The 17,304-nt window shown below is 57.3% G+C and carries 15 protein-coding genes; 4 read left to right on the top strand and 11 right to left on the bottom strand.

The window, feature by feature from the left end; genetic code table 11:
- Positions 1–13 precede the first annotated feature (13 nt).
- From J2I48_RS18935 to J2I48_RS18905, 7 genes are all read right to left on the bottom strand, one after another.
- A complete protein-coding gene (locus J2I48_RS18935) occupies positions 14–937 on the bottom strand; it encodes an AAA family ATPase (RefSeq protein ID WP_207337059.1) in 924 nt (307 codons plus the stop codon).
- A gap of 14 nt (positions 938–951) precedes the next feature.
- Positions 952–2,325 (bottom strand): APC family permease, encoded by a 1,374-nt coding sequence (locus tag J2I48_RS18930; protein WP_207337058.1) that lies wholly within the window; start codon positions 2,323–2,325, stop codon positions 952–954.
- Positions 2,322–3,272, bottom strand: coding sequence for a heme-dependent oxidative N-demethylase family protein (locus tag J2I48_RS18925; RefSeq protein ID WP_207337057.1), 951 nt, complete (start codon positions 3,270–3,272; stop codon positions 2,322–2,324). The genes J2I48_RS18930 and J2I48_RS18925 overlap by 4 nt, the downstream gene beginning before the upstream one ends.
- A 355-nt stretch (positions 3,273–3,627) precedes the next feature.
- Positions 3,628–4,425 carry an FAD binding domain-containing protein gene (locus J2I48_RS18920; protein WP_207337056.1) on the bottom strand — a complete coding sequence of 266 codons (798 nt, stop codon included), beginning with the start codon at positions 4,423–4,425 and terminating at the stop codon, positions 3,628–3,630.
- 113 nt (positions 4,426–4,538) lie between these two features.
- The gene (locus J2I48_RS18915; RefSeq protein ID WP_207337055.1) at positions 4,539–6,914 is read right to left on the bottom strand and encodes a xanthine dehydrogenase family protein molybdopterin-binding subunit; all 2,376 of its coding nucleotides are present in this window, start codon (positions 6,912–6,914) and stop codon (positions 4,539–4,541) included.
- A 133-nt stretch (positions 6,915–7,047) separates the two neighbouring features.
- Positions 7,048–7,581 carry a (2Fe-2S)-binding protein gene (locus tag J2I48_RS18910; RefSeq protein WP_207337054.1) on the bottom strand — a complete coding sequence of 178 codons (534 nt, stop codon included), beginning with the start codon at positions 7,579–7,581 and terminating at the stop codon, positions 7,048–7,050.
- 20 nt (positions 7,582–7,601) lie between these two features.
- Positions 7,602–8,060, bottom strand: a complete 459-nt coding sequence (locus J2I48_RS18905; protein ID WP_207337053.1) for an SRPBCC family protein — start codon at positions 8,058–8,060, stop codon at positions 7,602–7,604.
- 186 nt (positions 8,061–8,246) lie between these two features.
- Between J2I48_RS18905 and J2I48_RS18900 the strand changes: the two genes are divergently transcribed.
- Positions 8,247–9,281: a glycoside hydrolase family 43 protein gene (locus tag J2I48_RS18900; protein WP_207337052.1), complete on the top strand. Its 1,035-nt coding sequence runs from the start codon at positions 8,247–8,249 to the stop codon at positions 9,279–9,281.
- Between the two features lie 36 nt (positions 9,282–9,317).
- Here the strand turns inward: J2I48_RS18900 and J2I48_RS18895 are convergent, their stop codons facing one another.
- The 4 genes from J2I48_RS18895 to J2I48_RS18880 form a co-directional block, all read right to left on the bottom strand.
- Positions 9,318–10,466 carry a cysteine desulfurase family protein gene (locus tag J2I48_RS18895; protein ID WP_207337051.1) on the bottom strand — a complete coding sequence of 383 codons (1,149 nt, stop codon included), beginning with the start codon at positions 10,464–10,466 and terminating at the stop codon, positions 9,318–9,320.
- 95 nt (positions 10,467–10,561) lie between these two features.
- Complete coding sequence (locus J2I48_RS18890; RefSeq protein WP_207337050.1) at positions 10,562–11,629, bottom strand: toast rack family protein; 1,068 nt, start codon at positions 11,627–11,629, stop codon at positions 10,562–10,564.
- 154 nt (positions 11,630–11,783) lie between these two features.
- Complete coding sequence (locus J2I48_RS18885) at positions 11,784–12,329, bottom strand: PspC domain-containing protein (RefSeq protein ID WP_207337049.1); 546 nt, start codon at positions 12,327–12,329, stop codon at positions 11,784–11,786.
- A gap of 177 nt (positions 12,330–12,506) precedes the next feature.
- The gene (locus tag J2I48_RS18880) at positions 12,507–13,232 is read right to left on the bottom strand and encodes a copper homeostasis protein CutC (protein ID WP_207337048.1); all 726 of its coding nucleotides are present in this window, start codon (positions 13,230–13,232) and stop codon (positions 12,507–12,509) included.
- Positions 13,233–13,345: 113 nt separating this feature from the next.
- On the opposite strand from J2I48_RS18880, the gene J2I48_RS18875 reads away from it, so the two are divergent.
- From J2I48_RS18875 to J2I48_RS18865, 3 genes are all read left to right on the top strand, one after another.
- Entirely contained in the window at positions 13,346–14,425 is a 1,080-nt protein-coding gene (locus J2I48_RS18875) for an isoaspartyl peptidase/L-asparaginase family protein (RefSeq protein ID WP_207337047.1), read from the top strand.
- Between the two features lie 52 nt (positions 14,426–14,477).
- A complete protein-coding gene (locus J2I48_RS18870) occupies positions 14,478–15,539 on the top strand; it encodes a DUF6807 domain-containing protein (RefSeq protein ID WP_207337046.1) in 1,062 nt (353 codons plus the stop codon).
- 84 nt (positions 15,540–15,623) lie between these two features.
- Positions 15,624–17,279, top strand: coding sequence for a S8 family peptidase (locus tag J2I48_RS18865; protein ID WP_207337045.1), 1,656 nt, complete (start codon positions 15,624–15,626; stop codon positions 17,277–17,279).
- Positions 17,280–17,304 lie beyond the last annotated feature (25 nt).

The following is a 17,304-nucleotide window of genomic DNA, read 5'->3' as shown; positions in this document are numbered from 1 at the left end:
TATCCTCTATTGCTTACAAACTGTCCCATTTAGAAACAATACCTGTTTTTTCGTACAACTCGCTAAGCGAGAGTTGCACATGGCGGACGTCTTTCCAGTCTTTGAGCACCACGCCCAGGGTTTGCTCGATGATGTCTTTTTCGAGGTGGTCGATGTGAAGGGCGGCAAGGGCCATAGCCCAGTCGAGGGTTTCAGCGATGCCGGGTGTTTTTTCGAGGCGCAACGGACGCAACGCCTGCATGAACAGACAAAGCTGTTTGGCCAAGGCTGCGTCGATGGTGGGGACTTTGGCCAGCACAATGGCCAGCTCTTTGTCGTAGTCGGGGTAGTCGATGTAGAGGTAGAGGCAGCGGCGGCGCAGGGCTTCAGACAGTTCGCGGACGCGGTTGCCTGTCACCACAACATACGGAATGTGTGTGGCCCGGATCGTGCCAATTTCGGGAATCGTGATCTGCCAGTCGGACAGCACTTCGAGCAAAAAGCTCTCGAATTCTTCGTCGGCGCGGTCAATCTCGTCGATGAGTAAAACGGGCGCTTTGTGGTGCGTAATGGCCTGAAGTAGTGGGCGTTTCAGAAGAAATTTATCGGAGAAAAGGGTTTCTTCCTGCTCGCTGAGCTGTTTGTCTGTTTGGCTGTTCGTCTGTTTGGCTGCCACCTCCATCATCTTCAGGTGCAACAACTGCCGCTGGTAGTTCCATTCGTAGAGGGCATGGCTGGCGTCGAGGCCTTCGTAGCCTTGCAGGCGGATGAGGTCAGTGTTGAGGGCCAGCGCCATTACTTTGGCAATCTCGGTCTTGCCTACGCCGGCAGGTCCTTCAATGAGCAGTGGTTTCTGGAGTTGCAGGGCCAGAAAAACCGACATGACTACTTGCGGGTCGGTTTGATAACCCTGATTTTCGAGTAACGCCTGAATGGATTCGCGGGTATGTTGAGGCATTTTTTAAGAAGTTTTCAGTCTTCGGCTTCCTGTTGTCTGCCGGCTCTGTTCCAAAGCCAATAGATGGGTAATCCGGTGGCGATGAGGGCCAGGCCGGTGATAGCTTGTGCAGGCTGGTTGAGCAGGGTCAATATAACCAGCAGGCCGCAGAAAATGATGAATAGCAAGGGCAATATGGGGTAGCCAGGTACGCGAAACGGGCGGGGAAGATGAGGCTGCTTTCGGCGAAGCCAGAATACGCCAACGGCCGTGGCTCCATAAAAGATGAAGGCGGCAAATACCAGCCGGCCGGTGAGCTGGTCGAACGTGCCGGACCAGATCAGCACCACCGCCCATGCGCCCTGCCAAGCTAGTGCCCCTGCCGGGGTTTGGTAGCGCGGATGCACGTAGGCGGCCGATCGGAAAAACAGGCCGTCGCGGGCCATGGCGTAGAACAGCCGCGCCGACATCAGCACCGTGGCATTGGTGGCGTTGAGCGTGGTGAGTACAATCAGCCCCGACACAAACATGACTCCCACACCGCCCACGCTTTGCCGGACTACTTCCACCGCCGCAATCTGATCGGGATGGGCGTTGAGACGGGCCAGCGTATCGATAGGCAAGACGAAGAGATAAACCGCATTGAGCAGCATATATACCCCGATAACGATGGCCGTGCCGATGCCCAGCGCCAGGGGGAGCGTGCGCTGCGGATTACGAACTTCTTCGCCCATGTAGCCGATGTAATTCCAACCCTCATAGCTCCAGAATGCTCCTAACGAGGTCAGAATGAGTACATTTGGCAATGACCAGCCCTGTAGAATGGGCCGGTTGCTGGATGTGATGAGGTGATCCCAGCTACCTGTTTTGGCCTGTAACCCCAGCACGATTACCGCCAGCAGCGACGCGACCATGACCCACGAGAGCGCACGGGTAAGGGGTTCAGCTATGGACAGGCCACGGTAGTTGAGCAGGGTTAGCAGCACCAGCAGCGCTGTGGCCAACAGCTTCACGATCGTATCTGCCTCCATACCAAACGTACCTGCCACCGGCCCCAGCAGCGCCAGCACCGACTGCCCGAACACGTGGGCCTGCGCCGCCATGGTGGCTGTTTTGAGTACCACGAAGCTAGTCCAGCCGTAGAGAAACGCCATCAGTCGGCCGTAGACGGGCTGGTAATAGGCGTATTCACCACCTGCCACGGGAAACAACCCGGCCATTTCGGCGTTTGTGAGCGCACCCGCCAAACTGACCACCCCAGCCAGCGCCCAGCACCCCAGCAACAGCAGCGGCGCGGGCAGTTGGTCGGCCATGGGGGCAACTTTCTTAAACACGCCCGTGCCGATCATAGCGCTGATTACTAGTAAGATAGCCGATTGAGTTCCTAGTAAACGAGATAGCGTTTTCATGCCGACACCCTCGTTTGGGTATAGGCTATATGGGCCGCTAGTCCCGCCAGTAGCAGGGGCAAAAAAGGCGTGATGCCTTTATAGTCAAGTAGGGCGGGTGGGGTGGTTTGGAGTACGTTGAGCAGGTTTTGGGCGGCGTCGGGGCGTTCGGTGAGTTCGCGGTCGAGGCGGTTTTGGTAGGTGTGTAGGCCGAACAAAATGGCTTGTGAGCGTGGTAACCGCGTCAAGGTCTGGTACTCGATGCGGACATACAGGTGTTGGCCCACGGTGTCGGCAGTGAGGTGGGGCAGGAGGGCGGCCAGTTGGGCATGTTGGGTGGGGGTGTGGCGGCTCGTCAGATCGAGTTGGTCGGTGGCTTTAATGCTCCAGTTCAGTCGCCATATTGGTCGACCAGCGGGCAGGCGTTCCATCACTTTCTGGGCGGCCCGCATCATGGGTTCCACAATGTTGGTGATGGGGGCGTGGATGGCCCAAAATGGCAAGCCCATTTTCTCGTCGAGGCACCAGGCATTGGCAAAACACAGTTGTCCCGCCACCAGCGACGGCCCCGGCCCGACCAGCAGCAAAAGGTCTTCCTGCACCTGTCGACCCACCCAGTCGAGTGGGGGCAGGGGGAGGGTATCGGTATTGTCGAAGGTGAAGGACGTGGTTTCGTCCAGCAGGCGGTTTTCCCAATGCCAGTGTAATCCTGCCTTTTTCAACAGAAACTGGTCGGGGTAATGACGGGCCAACTGATCCAAAACAAGCCCCAGCACGTCCCATTGGCCTGTTTCGCTGCTGGGTAATGACTGGAAATAGTAGTTCGGCAGTTCAGTCAGGAGTTGCCGTTTCAGCCCCACTTCGTTCAAATAATGGCTATCTACTACCAGCAACGGATCAGCCTCCTTTAGAAGCGACGTGCCGATTCTGTCATTAAACTGATTGCCGAACGGAAAATGGGGAAGCATTTTTTTTGTGTCTTCTGTTTGCAGTTTACTGCGGCCCGCCGCCCGGCCTTCTGTTGGCTGGCGCAGGAAAGAGTCTCATCACCTTACTTTATGCGCTCAATCTTGCCATCCGGTGAAGGGCCACCCTGGCCTGTGTCTCCACAGGCCTACGCTGGCGTAGGTACGAGATGGTTGTAGCCCGTTGCGAACCGGGAGGGTCTATCCGAAACACCGATGCCATCACTCCAAGTGATGGCATCGATAGTCTCCCGCTCATAAATAAGCCCAAATTTTCAGGCAGATGTAGTTCAACATGCCCCCCAACTTCGGCTCATTCTGCTACAACAGTAAACTGAAAACAGAATACGGTAAACGGTTATAAAGCGGCCAGCGCCCGGTTCAGATACACGTTGGCCAGGTGCTTGCGGTATTCTTCCGAGGCGTAGTGGTCCGAGAGGATCGACATGCCCGCGGCGGCATCGGCGGTTTGGCCACTGCTGAGTTGGGCTTCCACATTTTTGTCGCGGAAGGGGGCTTCTGACACGCCCGAAAAGGCCACGCGCAGGCTACCATCGGCATTTTTCACCACGGCACACCCCACAATGGCATAACGCGAGGCGGGCTGCGAAAACTTCTGGTAGGTCATTTTCGCCCCGTCGTGCTTAGGCACCCGAATCTGCGTGATCAGCTCGTTTTCGTGCATGGCCGTGCTGAATAGGCCCGTAAAAAACTGCTCGGCTTTCACCTGACGGCTTCCCGACGGCCCCTGCATCACAATGGTGGCGTCAGCAGCAATGAGCATAGCGGGCCAGTCAGCGGCGGGGTCGGCGTGGGCAATGGAGCCGCCAATGGTGCCCCGGTTCCGCACCGACGGGTCGCCAATCTGGCCTGCTCCCGTGGCGAACATGGGCAGGTGCTGTTTCACTAGGTCCGACGCCGCAATGGCCCCGTGGGTGACGCCTGCGCCAATCACGAGTTCGTTGCCATCTAGGGCAATGCCCTTGAGTTCGGGCAACCGGCCTACGTCAACAAGCACGTCGGGGGCGTTGAGGCGCAGTTTCATGGTTGGAATCAGGCTGTGGCCACCGCTGAGGGCTTTGCCACCGTCGGCCAGCAGCGCCACGGCATCGGCCAGGCTGCTGGCCCGTTTGTATTGAAAAGGGTAGGTAATCATTTGATTTACGATTTACGAATTACGATGTACGATTTATTGCTTACGCCTCAATTTGCTCAGGCGTTGGTTAACGCGTAAGCAAAAATCGTAATTCGTAAATCGTACATCGTAAATCAGTTGTTCATTGCCCGCCAAACGCGTTCGGGTGTCATGGGCATCAGGATGTCTTTTACCTGGTGGCCGCCGCTCCAGAGGGCGTCGATCACGGCGTTGACCACGGAGGGCGTGGAACCGATGGCACCAGCCTCACCGGCACCTTTCACACCCAGCGGGTTGTGAGGGCAGGGCGTGGTGCGGCGGTCGGTTTCGAACATGGGCAGGTCGTCGGCGCGGGGCATGCAATAGTCCATGTATGTACCGTTGGTGAGCTGCGCGTTTTCGTCGTAGATCGTCCCTTCAAACATGGCCTGCCCGATACCCTGCGCCAGCCCGCCGTGGATTTGGCCGTCTACGATCATGGGGTTGATCACATTACCCACATCATCCACGGCAATCATGCGTTTCAGCGTTGTTTTGCCCGTTTCCCTGTCTACTTCCACCACCGCAATGTGACAGCCGAAGGGGTATGTAAAGTTGGCGGGGTCGTAGAAACTGGAGAAATCGAGGCCGGGTTCGAGGCCCGCCGGGTACACGTGGGGTACGTAAGCCGTGAGCGCCACGTCGCCGAAGCCGATGCTCTTGTCGGTGCCTTTTACGGTCCATTTGCCCTCGGCGTATTCGAGGTCGCCCTCGGCGCACTCCAGCTTGTGGGCAGCAATTTTGGCCCCTTTTTCCAGTACCTTATCGATGCTCTTTATGATTGCCGAACCACCCACCGCCAGCGACCGCGAGCCGTAGGTGCCCATGCCAAACGCCAGCGCGTCGGAGTCGCCGTGAACGAGGTCAACGTCTTCCATCGGGATGCCGAGCTTGTCGGCCACGACCTGCACAAAGGTGGTTTCGTGACCCTGCCCGTGCGAGTGCGAGCCGGTAAACACGCTCACCTTGCCCGTGGGCTGCACCCGTACCTGTGCCGATTCGTATAGGCCGGCGCGGGCACCCAGGGCACCCACCACCGCCGACGGCGCAATGCCGCAGGCTTCCACGTAAGTCGAAAAACCGACGCCCAAAAGCTTATTAGTTTTGGCAGCTTCTTTCTGCGCAGCGCGGAAATCGGCGTAGCCCAGCATCTCCAGGCCACGTTCCAGCACAGGGTGGTAATCGCCGGAGTCGTATTGCAGGGCCACCTGCGTCTGGTAGCCAGGCTCGGTCACGCCATCGAATTTAGGGATGAAATTCTGGAAGCGCAGTTCGGCGGGGTCGCGGCCCATTTCGAGCGCGGCGAGGTCCATCAGGCGCTCCAGCAGGTACGTGGCTTCGGGCCGGCCAGCTCCCCGGTAGGCATCCACCGCCACAGTATGCGTGAAGACGCAGGTCATGTCGATGTTGATTTTCGGAGTTACATACAGGCCCTGCAACAGCGTGCCGTGCAGGTAGGTAGGCACCGCCGGGGCAAACGTAGACAGGTAGGCACCCATGTTGGCCACGGTCTTAATCCGCAGGCCCATTACGTTGCCGTCGGCATCGAAACCCATTTCGGCTTTCGTGACGTGGTCGCGGCCGTGGGCATCCAGCAAGAAGGCTTCCGAACGGTCGGAGGTCCACTTCACGGGTTGACTCAATTGCTTCGAGGCCCAGGTTACCAGCGCTTCTTCAGTGTAATGGTAAATTTTCGAGCCAAAACCGCCGCCCACGTCGGGACCCACCACGCGCACTTTATGTTCGGGAATGCCCAGCACAAAAGCGCACATCAGTAGCCGGATCAGGTGCGGATTCTGCGTAGACGTATACAGCGTGTACTTGTCCGACACCTCGTCATACGCCCCGATGTAGGCCCGTGGCTCCATGGCGTTGGGCACAACCCGCTGATTCACAAACTCTAACGTGGTCACGTGCGCCGCCGCCGCCATGGCCGCGTCGACTTCTTCGATGGGATTCCCCAGCGACCAGTCGAAGGCCGTGTTGTCGGGGAACTGCTCGTGTACTTTAGGCGCACCGGGCTTAAGGGCCTCGGCGGGGTTGGCCACGGCGGGCAGCTCGTCCCACTCGATCTGTACGCTTTCGGCTGCGTCGGTGGCAATGGCTTTCGACTCAGCAATGACAATGGCCACGGGGTCACCAGCATGCTTGGCGGTGTCGCCGGTGGCAATGAGCATGGGGTGTTTCGGCTCGCGCATGGTCTCGCCATTGCGGAAGTTTACCTGCCAGCCGCAGGGTACGCCGTTGAGGTCTTTCACATCGTCGCCGGTGTAGATGGCGATCACGCCGGGCATGGCTTGCGCCTCGGTCATGTCGATGCTCACCACGCGGGCGTGAGCGTAGGGGCTGCGGACGAAGTGGGCATGGAGCATGCCGGGCAGCACGATATCGTCGGTATAACGGCCTTTTCCGGTAATAAAACGCTTGTCTTCCACGCGCTTTATGGACTGGCCAATGAATTTGTTGCTCATTTTTTTGAAGAAATTGGTCATTAGGCTTCGCCGTCATTAGCCTTTGGCGTCATTCGTTGGTCATTAGTAGCAAAAACAATGAATGACCAGCGAATGACAGCGCAGCGAATGACGGCGAAGCCTAATGACTAGTTTACACGGTAACAGCTACTTCATTTGTCCAGACGTGGTGATCGGCGAGGAGGGGGGCGGCGGTGTGGTCGGCGGCCCACTGAATGGCCTTCACGATGTTGTGGTAGCCCGTGCAGCGGCAGATGTTGCCTTCCAATGCTTCGCGAATGTCGTGTTCTGATGGACTGGGGTTGCGCTTGAGCAGGTCGGCGGCGGTCATGATCATGCCGGGTGTGCAAAAGCCGCATTGCAGGCCGTGGCACTCTTTGAATCCTTCCTGGAGCGGGTGCAACTGACCGATGGTGCCGTTGGTGTTGAGTTGCGCAAGGCCTTCGATAGTGGTGACACTACACCCGTCGGCCTGGGCGGCAAGCAGGGTGCAGGACTTTACGGCCACGCCGTCGAGGTGAACGGTGCAGGCGCCGCACGAGGACGTGTCGCAGCCCACGTGGGTGCCGGTGAGGCGGAGGTTTTCGCGGAGGTAATCGACCAAGAGGGTTCGATCCTCGACGTCAGTTTTACGGGCTTTGCCGTTTACTGTGAGGTTGATTTGCATAGATTAATGGAATAAGGAAGTTAAGAATGCGTTGCAGGGTCGGTGGCCAGCTCCTGTTCGAAGTTGGCGAAGAACTGTTTGGTCAGGGTGGTGGCCACACCCGAAATGACGCGCTGCCCGGTGCGGGCCAGCAGTCCCGACAGCCGGGCGTTGCCGTTGAACGAAATCTCGGTTTGGGCATCGTCTAGGGCGTTTAGGGCAATGCTGACGGTGGCATCGGCATTGCCGATTTTGCTGTTTTGCTTTACGTGCAGGGTGTACCCTTCATTTTGGCGAATGTCGGACAGCGAGAGCGTGCCGGTGAACGCGCCGCTGACGGGACCGAGCTTGATTTCGGCAATGGCGAGGTATTCGTTCTCGGCGGTCTTCTCAAGGCGGGTTATGCCCGGCACAATGCGGGCCAGAATGTCGGTGTCCATGAGCATGGCCCAAACGGTGGCCACGGGTGCGTTGAGTGTATGCGAACCGGTTAAATCCATAGGACGTAAGGGGGAGGAGAGTTACCCCAACCGGGGCGTTGCAGGGGCTATAAATATGCGACTAAATAATTTAATTTTTTTGACGAAAGGCATTTTTAGACCAATCATACTATGGTACACCTGTAGGTGCTGGGGTAGGCCGCCAGCCGGTTCATCTTTGGCTTAGAAACCCCACAATCTTGACCGATGCCATTCTACAGAACCACCACCCTGCTTTGCCTTATTTCGCTGGCTGCCAATGCCCAAATTAGGCCGCAACCCATCTCGCAGCCGCTGGTATCACACATCTATACCGCCGATCCCTCGGCGCACGTCTTCAACGGTAAGCTCTACATTTACCCGTCGCACGATGTGGAGTCGGGCATCAAAGAGGATGATAGCGGTGCTCATTTCGACATGCGCGATTACCATATCCTGTCGATGGATTCACCTACGAGCAAGGTGACGGATCATGGCGTGGCCTTGTCGGTGAACGATATCGCGTGGGCAGGTCGGCAACTCTGGGCACCCGACGCGGCCTATAAAAAGGGAATGTATTACCTATACTTTCCGGTGAAAGATAAACAGGACGTTTTCAGGATCGGCGTGGCCAGCAGCAAACGTCCCGAAGGTCCGTTCACGCCCGAAAAAGCGCCCCTAGAAGGCACATACAGCATTGACCCCTGCGTACTGGCCGCTACCAACGGCGAGTATTACCTGTACTTTGGCGGGATCTGGGGCGGGCAACTGCAACGCTGGAACAACAACACCTACGACGCCAATGCTAAACTCCGCACCCCCGACGAACCCGCCATTTTGCCCCGCATGGCCCGGCTCTCGCCTGATATGAAACAACTGGCCGAAGCTCCCAAAGAGATTCAACTATTGGATGAGACGGGCAAGCCATTTCTGGAAAAAGATAACGATAAGCGCTTTTTTGAAGGCCCCTGGGTGCATCAATACAAAAACAAGTATTACTTTTCCTATTCCACCGGCGACACCCACAACATTGCCTACGCCATTGGCGACAGTCCCTACGGGCCATTCACCTACAAAGGCGTGGTGCTAAAACCTGTGCAGGGCTGGACTAACCATCATTCTATCGTGGCGTTCGAAGGCAAATGGTACCTCTTCTACCACGACGTGCAGCTATCGGGCAAAACCCACCTCCGCAACATCAAAGTCACCGAACTGACCTATAACCCTGATGGTACAATCGTGCCGATATCGGCGTACAAGTAGGGCGGGCACGATGCGGTCCGACGTTTCGGCCCGCCCCTACACCCCCACAACCCGCAACCTGCCAACCACATTGGCCACGTGCTCAATAGCCCTGTCAATATTGGCCTCTGTACTATTGAGGCCGAGGCTGAAGCGGACGGAGGCATAGGCTAAATCGTCGGAGAGGCCGAGGGCTTTCAGTACGTGGGATGGGTCTGTAGAGGCGGCGGTGCAGGCCGAGCCGTTGGAGACAGCAATCTCATTGAGGCTCATCAGCAGGGCTTCCCCATCCACGTTCGGGAAGGCCAGATTCGTGGTGTTGGGCAACCGATGTGCGCGGCTACCGTTTACCTGCACGTCGGGAAAGTTGGCCAGAATACCCGTTTCGAGGCGGTTGCGGAGGGCGGCGAGGCGGGGGGCTTCGGTAAGCATTTCGGTCTGAGCGAGTTCCGCGGCTTTCCCCAACGCCACGATGCCTGGCACATTCAGCGTACCCGACCGGCGAGCACGCTCATGTCGGCCCCCGTCCTGCTGCGCTATCAAGGGCGTTTTTTTGCGCACGTACAAGGCACCGATGCCCTTGGGCGCATACAGCTTGTGGCCCGACAAACTCAATAAATCAATCCGGGTCTGACTTAGATCTATCAGGAGTTTGCCCACGGCCTGTGTGGCATCGGTATGAAACAGCGCCCCGTGCTGGTGTACGGTTTCGGCAATGGCTTCGACGGGCTGGATGGTGCCGGTTTCGTTGTTGGCCCACATCACCGATACCAGTATCGTGGCCGGTGTCATGGCGGCGGCCACCTGTTCGGGCGTGACGAGGCCGTCGGGATTGGGGGGCAGGTACGTGATCTCGGCACCAAGCTGAGCGAGGTGTTCACACACGTCCAGCACAGCTTTGTGTTCGGTCTGCACCGTAATGATGTGGTTGCCCCGGTGCTGGTTCGCCTCGAAAACACCTTTCAGGGCCAGGTTGATGCTTTCGGTAGCCCCGCTGGTGAAGACTAGTTCCACCGGCGACGCGTTCAGCAGATCGGCAAGTTGCTGGCGGGCGTGGGCCACGGCGTCGGCGGCATTCAGCCCAAACACATGCGTCCGCGAGGCGGCGTTGCCGAAGTGTTCGGTGAAATAAGGCAGCATGGCTTCCAGCACCCGCGGGTCAACGGGCGTGGTGGCGTTATGGTCGAGGTAGATGGGGTACGTCATGGCTATGACTAAAGTTAACGCGCCCGGTTGCCAAAACAAAAAAAGCCCCCGCCAACTGGCAGGGGCCGACTATAGAATGGCACAAAAGCGGCTGATTAGTAGCGGTCTACCTCGAAATGACTCATGCCGCCGTCGTAGCGAATCGTGATCTTTTTGGTGGCCTTGTCGTAGCCGGGGCTGAGGTAGGTGTTGTTGCCCACGCGCTCAAAATCATTGTCGATATCGGTAGCGTTCATCCCGCCGTCGGTGGTGATTTTAACCCCGGCACTCTGTGGCACCCGGATCTTCACCGATGCCATGCCCGACGAAATCTTCACGTCCGACTGCGCTGCTTTGTCGCCCAGTTTCAGCTCGATGCCCGCCGCGCCCGCGTCAATTTTCAACGATTTTACGGCATAGCGGCTTAGGTCGAAATCGCCCGAACCGGCACCGAAATCGAGGATCATGTCCCAGAGCGGTTTGTCGTTGAGCTGCACTTTCACGCTCCCAAAATCAGACTCGCCGTCGAAGTTGAAATTACCTTTCGACCCCTTCGTTGGCTCCAGGCGGATGGTGGGGGCCTGCGCATCGCGGTCGATACTCATCGTATAGGTGTTGAGCGTCCGGGTTTTGGCGTCGATCAGGCGATTGGTCGGGTCTTCGATAGAGAACTTGGCGGCACCGCCCTCCATGACAAATTTGGCTTCAGCGGGTGCAGTGGCGGGCATGTCCTCACTGTAACTACCGCTTTTCAAATCGGTGTTGTCTTCGTCGTCGCTGTCGTCGCCGTCGTCCGAATCATCATTATTGTCGTCATCATCATCTTCTGAATCATACATCCCCGGTGGACTAGGTGGTGATGGGGGAGACGGCGGCGACGGTGGGTCGAAGTTCATCGACAAATCGCGGTCATAGCGGTGGTGGCGGTCGGCGTAGCTGAAGAGCCAGAAGGGCAGCGCAACGGCCAGAATGATAGTGAAGAACGTAGAAATAGCAGACCGGCCGCTGCCATAGCCGTCACGGCGAAACATCAGAGCAATACCGCCCAGAATGAGCAGTACGGGCCACAAACCGCGCACAAAGTGCCAGTCGGGCATGGGAAACAGGTTCCAGTTGCGGGCCAGAAACAACACGCCGAGCGTGATGCAAAGCAGGCCCCAGAAATAACCGCGTCGGGTGTTCATAGCTAAGGGAGAAATTGGTCATTTGGCTGCGCCGTCGTTGGGCGTGCGGCTGTCATTCGATTGTCATTCGTAGCAAAGTGGCGATTAATGACTACGAATGACAATTGAATAACTATCAGTGGCAATCGAATGACGGCGCAGCCAAATGACCCTTTTAAAGTTGGTTAATCGGCCGGTTTGGGTCGTAGGGGTCGTTGCGGGCCGAATCGGTGGGGGGAGCTGGAGGGGTGGGGCGGTTGTCGGGCAGGTCGTTGCCGAGTGAGCCGTCGGGCCGTCCGAAGATATCATGACCCGGTTTGCGGTCACGAACCACCAGCCATACGCCAAAGCCGATCAGCAGCAGGGGCCAGATATCGCGGAAATCGACGTCGGTGTATCGTTCCAGCAGGGCCACAACGCCCAGGATGATGAGGATGGCACCGCCAATGAGGTTGCCGTTGCGCTTTTGGTCAGGATTAGCCATAAGAAGGGGAGTTGAAAAAATGGTAGACTGGGTTTGGGGCGTAGTGCCAAACTGATGTTCGGGCAGCACGATCCACAAGATAACGTACAGAATGAGACTGGGTGCCGATGGAATAAACAAACCGGCTACAAACAAGACCCGAATCAAGGTACGATCAATGCCGAAATAATGGGCTAATCCAGCTGCTACGCCCCCAATCTGTGCTTCGTCGAGGTAACGTTCAAGGCGCTTTTCCATGTCAGTAGGTGTTTTAACTGCATCAAACCTACGGGCCGTTTGACAAATGGCAAATAGACTTGGTAAGAGCGGATAGAGGTTGGGATGAAGGGAGTTTTTTGGGGTTAGTTGGCAATACATAGTAGCGGGCAATGGATTGTTGATGGCCTGCATGACCAGCCTACCTGATGCGGAGCGTCAGAGCGCCTCGACCACCGCCCGTACGACCAACTCGCTGGTGCCAATGCGCGCATAGTCGCCGGGGATAGAGGTGGCCATGGGAACACCGTCGCGGCGGAAGGTCATGGGGCTATTTTCGGTAAGGCTCCCGCTCAGATGCAGGTACGAAACGCCCGTAGCAGCCAGGAATCGGGCATTGTTGGCCGTCACCCCCGACCCCGCCATGACATCGATACGGCCCGCCGCCTGTTTCACCAACGCTGCCAGCAGGGGAATGCCCGCCTCTGCCCGCGCCTGTTGGCCCGACGTGAGTACGGTCTGGATACCCAGTGCGATCAGCACGTTGAGGGCTTCGCGGGGGTCGCGGGTAAGGTCGAAAGCGCGGTGGAAGGTGACGGGCAGGGGATGGGCAATCTGCATGAGTCGGCGGGTAGTCTTGGCATCTACCTGGCCGTCGGGCAGGAGTGCACCAAAGACAAAGCCATCGGATCCAGCCTCGCGGGCGACCTGGATATCGGCCTCCATCACGGCGAGTTCATCGTCGGCATACACAAAATCGCCCCCGCGCGGCCGGATCATGACGCAGATGGGTAGGGTGGTGGCGGCCCGTGCCTGTCGGATGAGACCAATGCTGGGCGTGATGCCCCCTTCCGAACGGCCCCCGCAGAGTTCAATCCGGTGGGCACCAGCGCGTTGAGCCGCCAGACAATCCGCCACCGAGTAAGCACAAACTTCGAGATGCATGGGATAGTAGTGGTAAGTGCTGAGTGGTAAGTGGTAAGTTTGCTTCCGCAAGCGTAGTTCTCTTGCGGAAGCAAACTTACCACTTACCACTCAGCACTTATCACTACTATCCCATGCTCAATCGTCGTTATTTTCTCCGCCTTGGTGCCTTGTTGCCTACACTGACAACGACCAAACTGTTTGCTAAGTCACAGACTGCCACTGTATTGACAAAACCCATTGTGCTGTCGACCTGGGATAGTGGCGTGACGGCCAACAAGGGTGCCTGGGCCGTGTTGAGCAAAGGTGGCAAAGCCATCGACGCGATGGAGCAGGCGGGCATTGCCATTGAAAACGAGCCAAGCTGTTGTGTAGGTTTGGGTGGCAACCCCGACCGCGACGGCCACGTGACCCTCGACGCCTGCATCATGGACGACAATTTTAACTGCGGGTCGGTGGCATTTCTGGAGCGGATCAAACACCCCGTTTCGGTAGCCCGGAAGGTGATGGACGCTACGCCTCATGTGATGCTGGTGGGAGTTGGCGCACAGCAGTTTGCCTTGGCCAACGGCTTTGCGCTGGAGCCGGACTTGCTATCGGCCGAGGCTAAAAAGTCGTATCAGGAATGGCTGAAAAAGTCAGAGTACAAGCCGATTATCAATATTGAAAATGGGGCTGGTTCGAGTCAGTCGGGTAAAGGAAGTGGGCCTAAAAAGAAAGGCGGTGGACCTTACGTAGACGAGTTTGCGCCAAACTATTTCGACGATGGTACACCCAATCACGACACCATGGGCAGCGTGGCGATGGATGCGGCGGGCAACCTGTCGGGCATGTGTACCACCAGCGGCATGGCGTTTAAGATGCGGGGCCGCGTGGGCGATTCGCCCCTGATTGGTCCCGGACTGTATGTCGACAATGAGGTGGGTGCCGTAACGGGTTCAGGTCAGGGTGAAGAGGTGATTCGTATGTGCGGAGCGCACACAATCATCGAACTGATGCGGCAGGGGCTTTCCCCCAAAAAGGCCTGTAAACAGGCCATCGAGCGGATTGTGAAGCGCGACCCGGCGCGGGCCAAAGACTTTCAGGTGGGCTTCATTGCCATCAGCAAAGCGGGCGAGATTGGGGCCTACGCCGTGCAGAAGGGGTTTTCGTATACCCTCACCACACCCGACGTAGCGCATATGGTGTATCCCGCCGAGAGCTACTTTGCCTAGTAGAACGCGACTGATGCCTCCTTTCCTGGAGTGAAAAACCGCTCCCCAACCTATGACTACGCGCCTTGCTATTGCCTTTTCGTTGCTGATTGGCTTATCGCTTACCGCCTTCATACCCCCCGCTAAACAGCGTGTTACCCTTAAACGCGAGAAGCAGCGCGTGGCCGTGCTGGTCGACGGAAAGCTGTTTACTGCCTTCATATATCCCGATGCGTCGGTGCTGAAAAAGGCTGTCTTATACCCGATTCTAACCGCCACGGGCAACCCCATCACACGCGGCTGGCCCATGGACCCTCGCCCCGGCGAACGTGTAGACCACCCGCACCACGTTGGCATGTGGTTCAACTATGGCGACGTGAATGGCCACGATTTCTGGAATAATTCCAACGATTTGGGTCCAGAACACAAGGGGCTGATGGGCACCATCGTGACCACCAACATTGCCCGGCTAAACGAAAACGGCAACCGCGCCGAACTGACCGTGGAGGCTGACTGGCAGGACAGCGGCGGGAAACCGATGATCAAAGAATCGACCCTGTACATGTTTGAAGCTGACGGACAAACCCGCCGCATCGACCGGCAAACCACGCTCACGGCCCTTGACAAAGACGTGACGTTTAAAGACAACAAGGAAGGCCTGGTGGCCCTTCGGGTGGCCCGGCAATTGGAGCACCCCTCCACGAAGGCCGAAATTTTCACCGATGCCAGTGGAAAGGCTACCCCCGTGGCATCGCTCAACAATGAGGGCATCACGGGCCATTATCACAGCGCCGTTGGCAAAGAAGGCGATGCCGTCTGGGGCACCCGCGCGCCCTGGGTTGAACTCACCGGCACCCTCACCGGCAGCGCAGCGGCGGCTGGCGAACCCGTTTCTGTCGTGCTGTTCGATAATCCGAAAAACGTGGGTTATCCAACATACTGGCATGCAAGGGGTTACGGTTTATTTGCGGCCAATCCGCTGGCGCCCAGCGTCATGTCGGCGGGCAAGGATGCGCCTATGAACTATGTGCTCAAGGCTGGTCAGTCCGTCACGTTCCGTCACCGCCTGCTCATTGCCCCCGGCACGCTCACCGACGGACAGATTGGTCAGGAGGCTGAGCGGTTTGATAAATAAGTAATCCCGGATTCGATTTTAAAAAGGGTTAAATGAGTACTTGTTTGGAGCGAAAATGCCTTCCAAAAACGTTAGTTACCTACTATGAGACAAACACACCGTCTGCGGCTCCTTTCGCTGACCGCACTTGCCTGCTTCACCGCAGTTGGGCAGGGATATGCTCAACCAATGGCCCCGAAAACGCAGGGCAAATTTAACCAGTGGGCCTACAAAGACCCTGGTACCGATTCTATTGCGGGCATCAGCCTCGACAAAGCCTATAAATTGCTTCAGGGCCGGAAATCAGTGCCTGTTACAGTAGGCGTAGTCGATTCGGGTATCGACATTGCCCACGAAGACCTGCGTGACGTGGTCTGGGTAAATCCCAAAGAGACCCCCGGTAACAACATCGACGACGATAAAAACGGGTATGTGGATGACGTGAACGGCTGGAATTTCATGGGTGCCAAAGACGGCACGACTTACGAAAGCGACCAGGATGAACTTGGTCAGATATACACCATCTGGGGACCAAAATACGATAAAGCCGATCCCGCAACGCTGTCGATCAAGGAGAAAAAAGAATATGCCATTTACCAGAAAGCGAAGGCTCGTTACGCGCAAAGCCGCCTGAAATCAGAGCTTTGGAAGGTGGCCATCCGCGACACCACTAACTTCAACCGGGGTGTTAATCAGGTGGTGGCGGCGCTGAAAGGTAAGCCATTCGCCCGCGAAAGCCTCTCAGCCGCCGTGGTCGGTACCGACTCGGCCGCCCTGGGTGCCAAGTCGATTCTGGACGAGGTATTCTCACCCGATCTGGGGTCTTTTGAGTACATGGGTTTTGCCCTGAAAGCCTCATTCCAGCGTCTGAAGCCTGTTTTAATGTCTGAAGCTGAGAAAATATATAATCCGAACGCCGAAGCTCGCAAAGCCGTTGGCGACGACCCGGCCAACCCCAACGAGCGCTACTATGGTAGCCCGAAACTAAATATCGGCGAGTCGGAAGAACTGGCTATGCACGGCTCGCACGTGGCGGGTATCATCGGGGCCAAACGTGGCAACGGTGTTGGTGTAGACGGCGTGGCCGACAATGTGCGGCTGATGATGGTGGGCGTGGTACCCAGCGGTGGCGACGAGCGTGACAAAGACGTAGCCAACGGTATTCGCTACGCCGTAGATAACGGGGCCAAAGTGATCAACATGAGCTTCGGCAAGCGGTTTTCGCCCTATAAGGATGCCGTCGACGCGGCCATTCGGTATGCCGAAGAAAAGGACGTGCTGCTGGTGCATGCGGCCGGCAACGATGGCCAGAATGTAGACTCGCTGCCCAACTACCCCCGCCCCGAATTTGAAGATGGCCGCGTGGCCCGGAACTTCATCTCGGTGGGCAACTCGACCATGCGCCTTGGCAAAGCCCTGCCCGCCTCGTCGTCAAACTACGGTCAGCAGAAGGTCGATTTGTTCGCTCCCGGCACTGATATTGACAATACGACGCCCCACAATGGCTATCAGAGCCTGACCGGCACCAGCATGGCGGCACCCTGCGTGGCGGGCGTCGCGGCCCTGGTTCGCTCATATTTTCCGAACCTGACGGCGGTGCAGGTAAAAGAAATCTTGTTAAAAAGCAGCTACAAACCCGATGTCATGGTGCGGGTACCTGGCCGGGCGGGTGGTTCGCTCGTGAAATTCAGCACCCTCAGCAAGTCAGGCGGCATCGTCAACGCAGCTGAGGCAGTCAAGCTGGCAATGAGCTATAAGTGAGTTCAACGTTTAAAGTCTAAGGTCC

This window comes from Fibrella aquatilis, assembly GCF_017353255.1.
Classification (GTDB): domain Bacteria; phylum Bacteroidota; class Bacteroidia; order Cytophagales; family Spirosomataceae; genus Fibrella; species Fibrella aquatilis.
This window is presented reverse-complemented; position numbering and strand designations above follow the sequence as displayed.

What these genes read in the sequence shown, in the direction of transcription:
- J2I48_RS18935 (WP_207337059.1), bottom strand. Translation starts at nt 937, where the DNA reads ATGCCTCAACATACCCGCGAATCCATTCAGGCGTTACTCGAAAATCAG.
- J2I48_RS18930 (WP_207337058.1), bottom strand. Translation starts at nt 2,325, where the DNA reads ATGAAAACGCTATCTCGTTTACTAGGAACTCAATCGGCTATCTTACTA.
- J2I48_RS18925 (WP_207337057.1), bottom strand. Translation starts at nt 3,272, where the DNA reads ATGCTTCCCCATTTTCCGTTCGGCAATCAGTTTAATGACAGAATCGGC.
- J2I48_RS18920 (WP_207337056.1), bottom strand. Translation starts at nt 4,425, where the DNA reads ATGATTACCTACCCTTTTCAATACAAACGGGCCAGCAGCCTGGCCGAT.
- J2I48_RS18915 (WP_207337055.1), bottom strand. Translation starts at nt 6,914, where the DNA reads ATGAGCAACAAATTCATTGGCCAGTCCATAAAGCGCGTGGAAGACAAG.
- J2I48_RS18910 (WP_207337054.1), bottom strand. Translation starts at nt 7,581, where the DNA reads ATGCAAATCAACCTCACAGTAAACGGCAAAGCCCGTAAAACTGACGTC.
- J2I48_RS18905 (WP_207337053.1), bottom strand. Translation starts at nt 8,060, where the DNA reads ATGGATTTAACCGGTTCGCATACACTCAACGCACCCGTGGCCACCGTT.
- J2I48_RS18900 (WP_207337052.1), top strand. Translation starts at nt 8,247, where the DNA reads ATGCCATTCTACAGAACCACCACCCTGCTTTGCCTTATTTCGCTGGCT.
- J2I48_RS18895 (WP_207337051.1), bottom strand. Translation starts at nt 10,466, where the DNA reads ATGACGTACCCCATCTACCTCGACCATAACGCCACCACGCCCGTTGAC.
- J2I48_RS18890 (WP_207337050.1), bottom strand. Translation starts at nt 11,629, where the DNA reads ATGAACACCCGACGCGGTTATTTCTGGGGCCTGCTTTGCATCACGCTC.
- J2I48_RS18885 (WP_207337049.1), bottom strand. Translation starts at nt 12,329, where the DNA reads ATGGAAAAGCGCCTTGAACGTTACCTCGACGAAGCACAGATTGGGGGC.
- J2I48_RS18880 (WP_207337048.1), bottom strand. Translation starts at nt 13,232, where the DNA reads ATGCATCTCGAAGTTTGTGCTTACTCGGTGGCGGATTGTCTGGCGGCT.
- J2I48_RS18875 (WP_207337047.1), top strand. Translation starts at nt 13,346, where the DNA reads ATGCTCAATCGTCGTTATTTTCTCCGCCTTGGTGCCTTGTTGCCTACA.
- J2I48_RS18870 (WP_207337046.1), top strand. Translation starts at nt 14,478, where the DNA reads ATGACTACGCGCCTTGCTATTGCCTTTTCGTTGCTGATTGGCTTATCG.
- J2I48_RS18865 (WP_207337045.1), top strand. Translation starts at nt 15,624, where the DNA reads ATGAGACAAACACACCGTCTGCGGCTCCTTTCGCTGACCGCACTTGCC.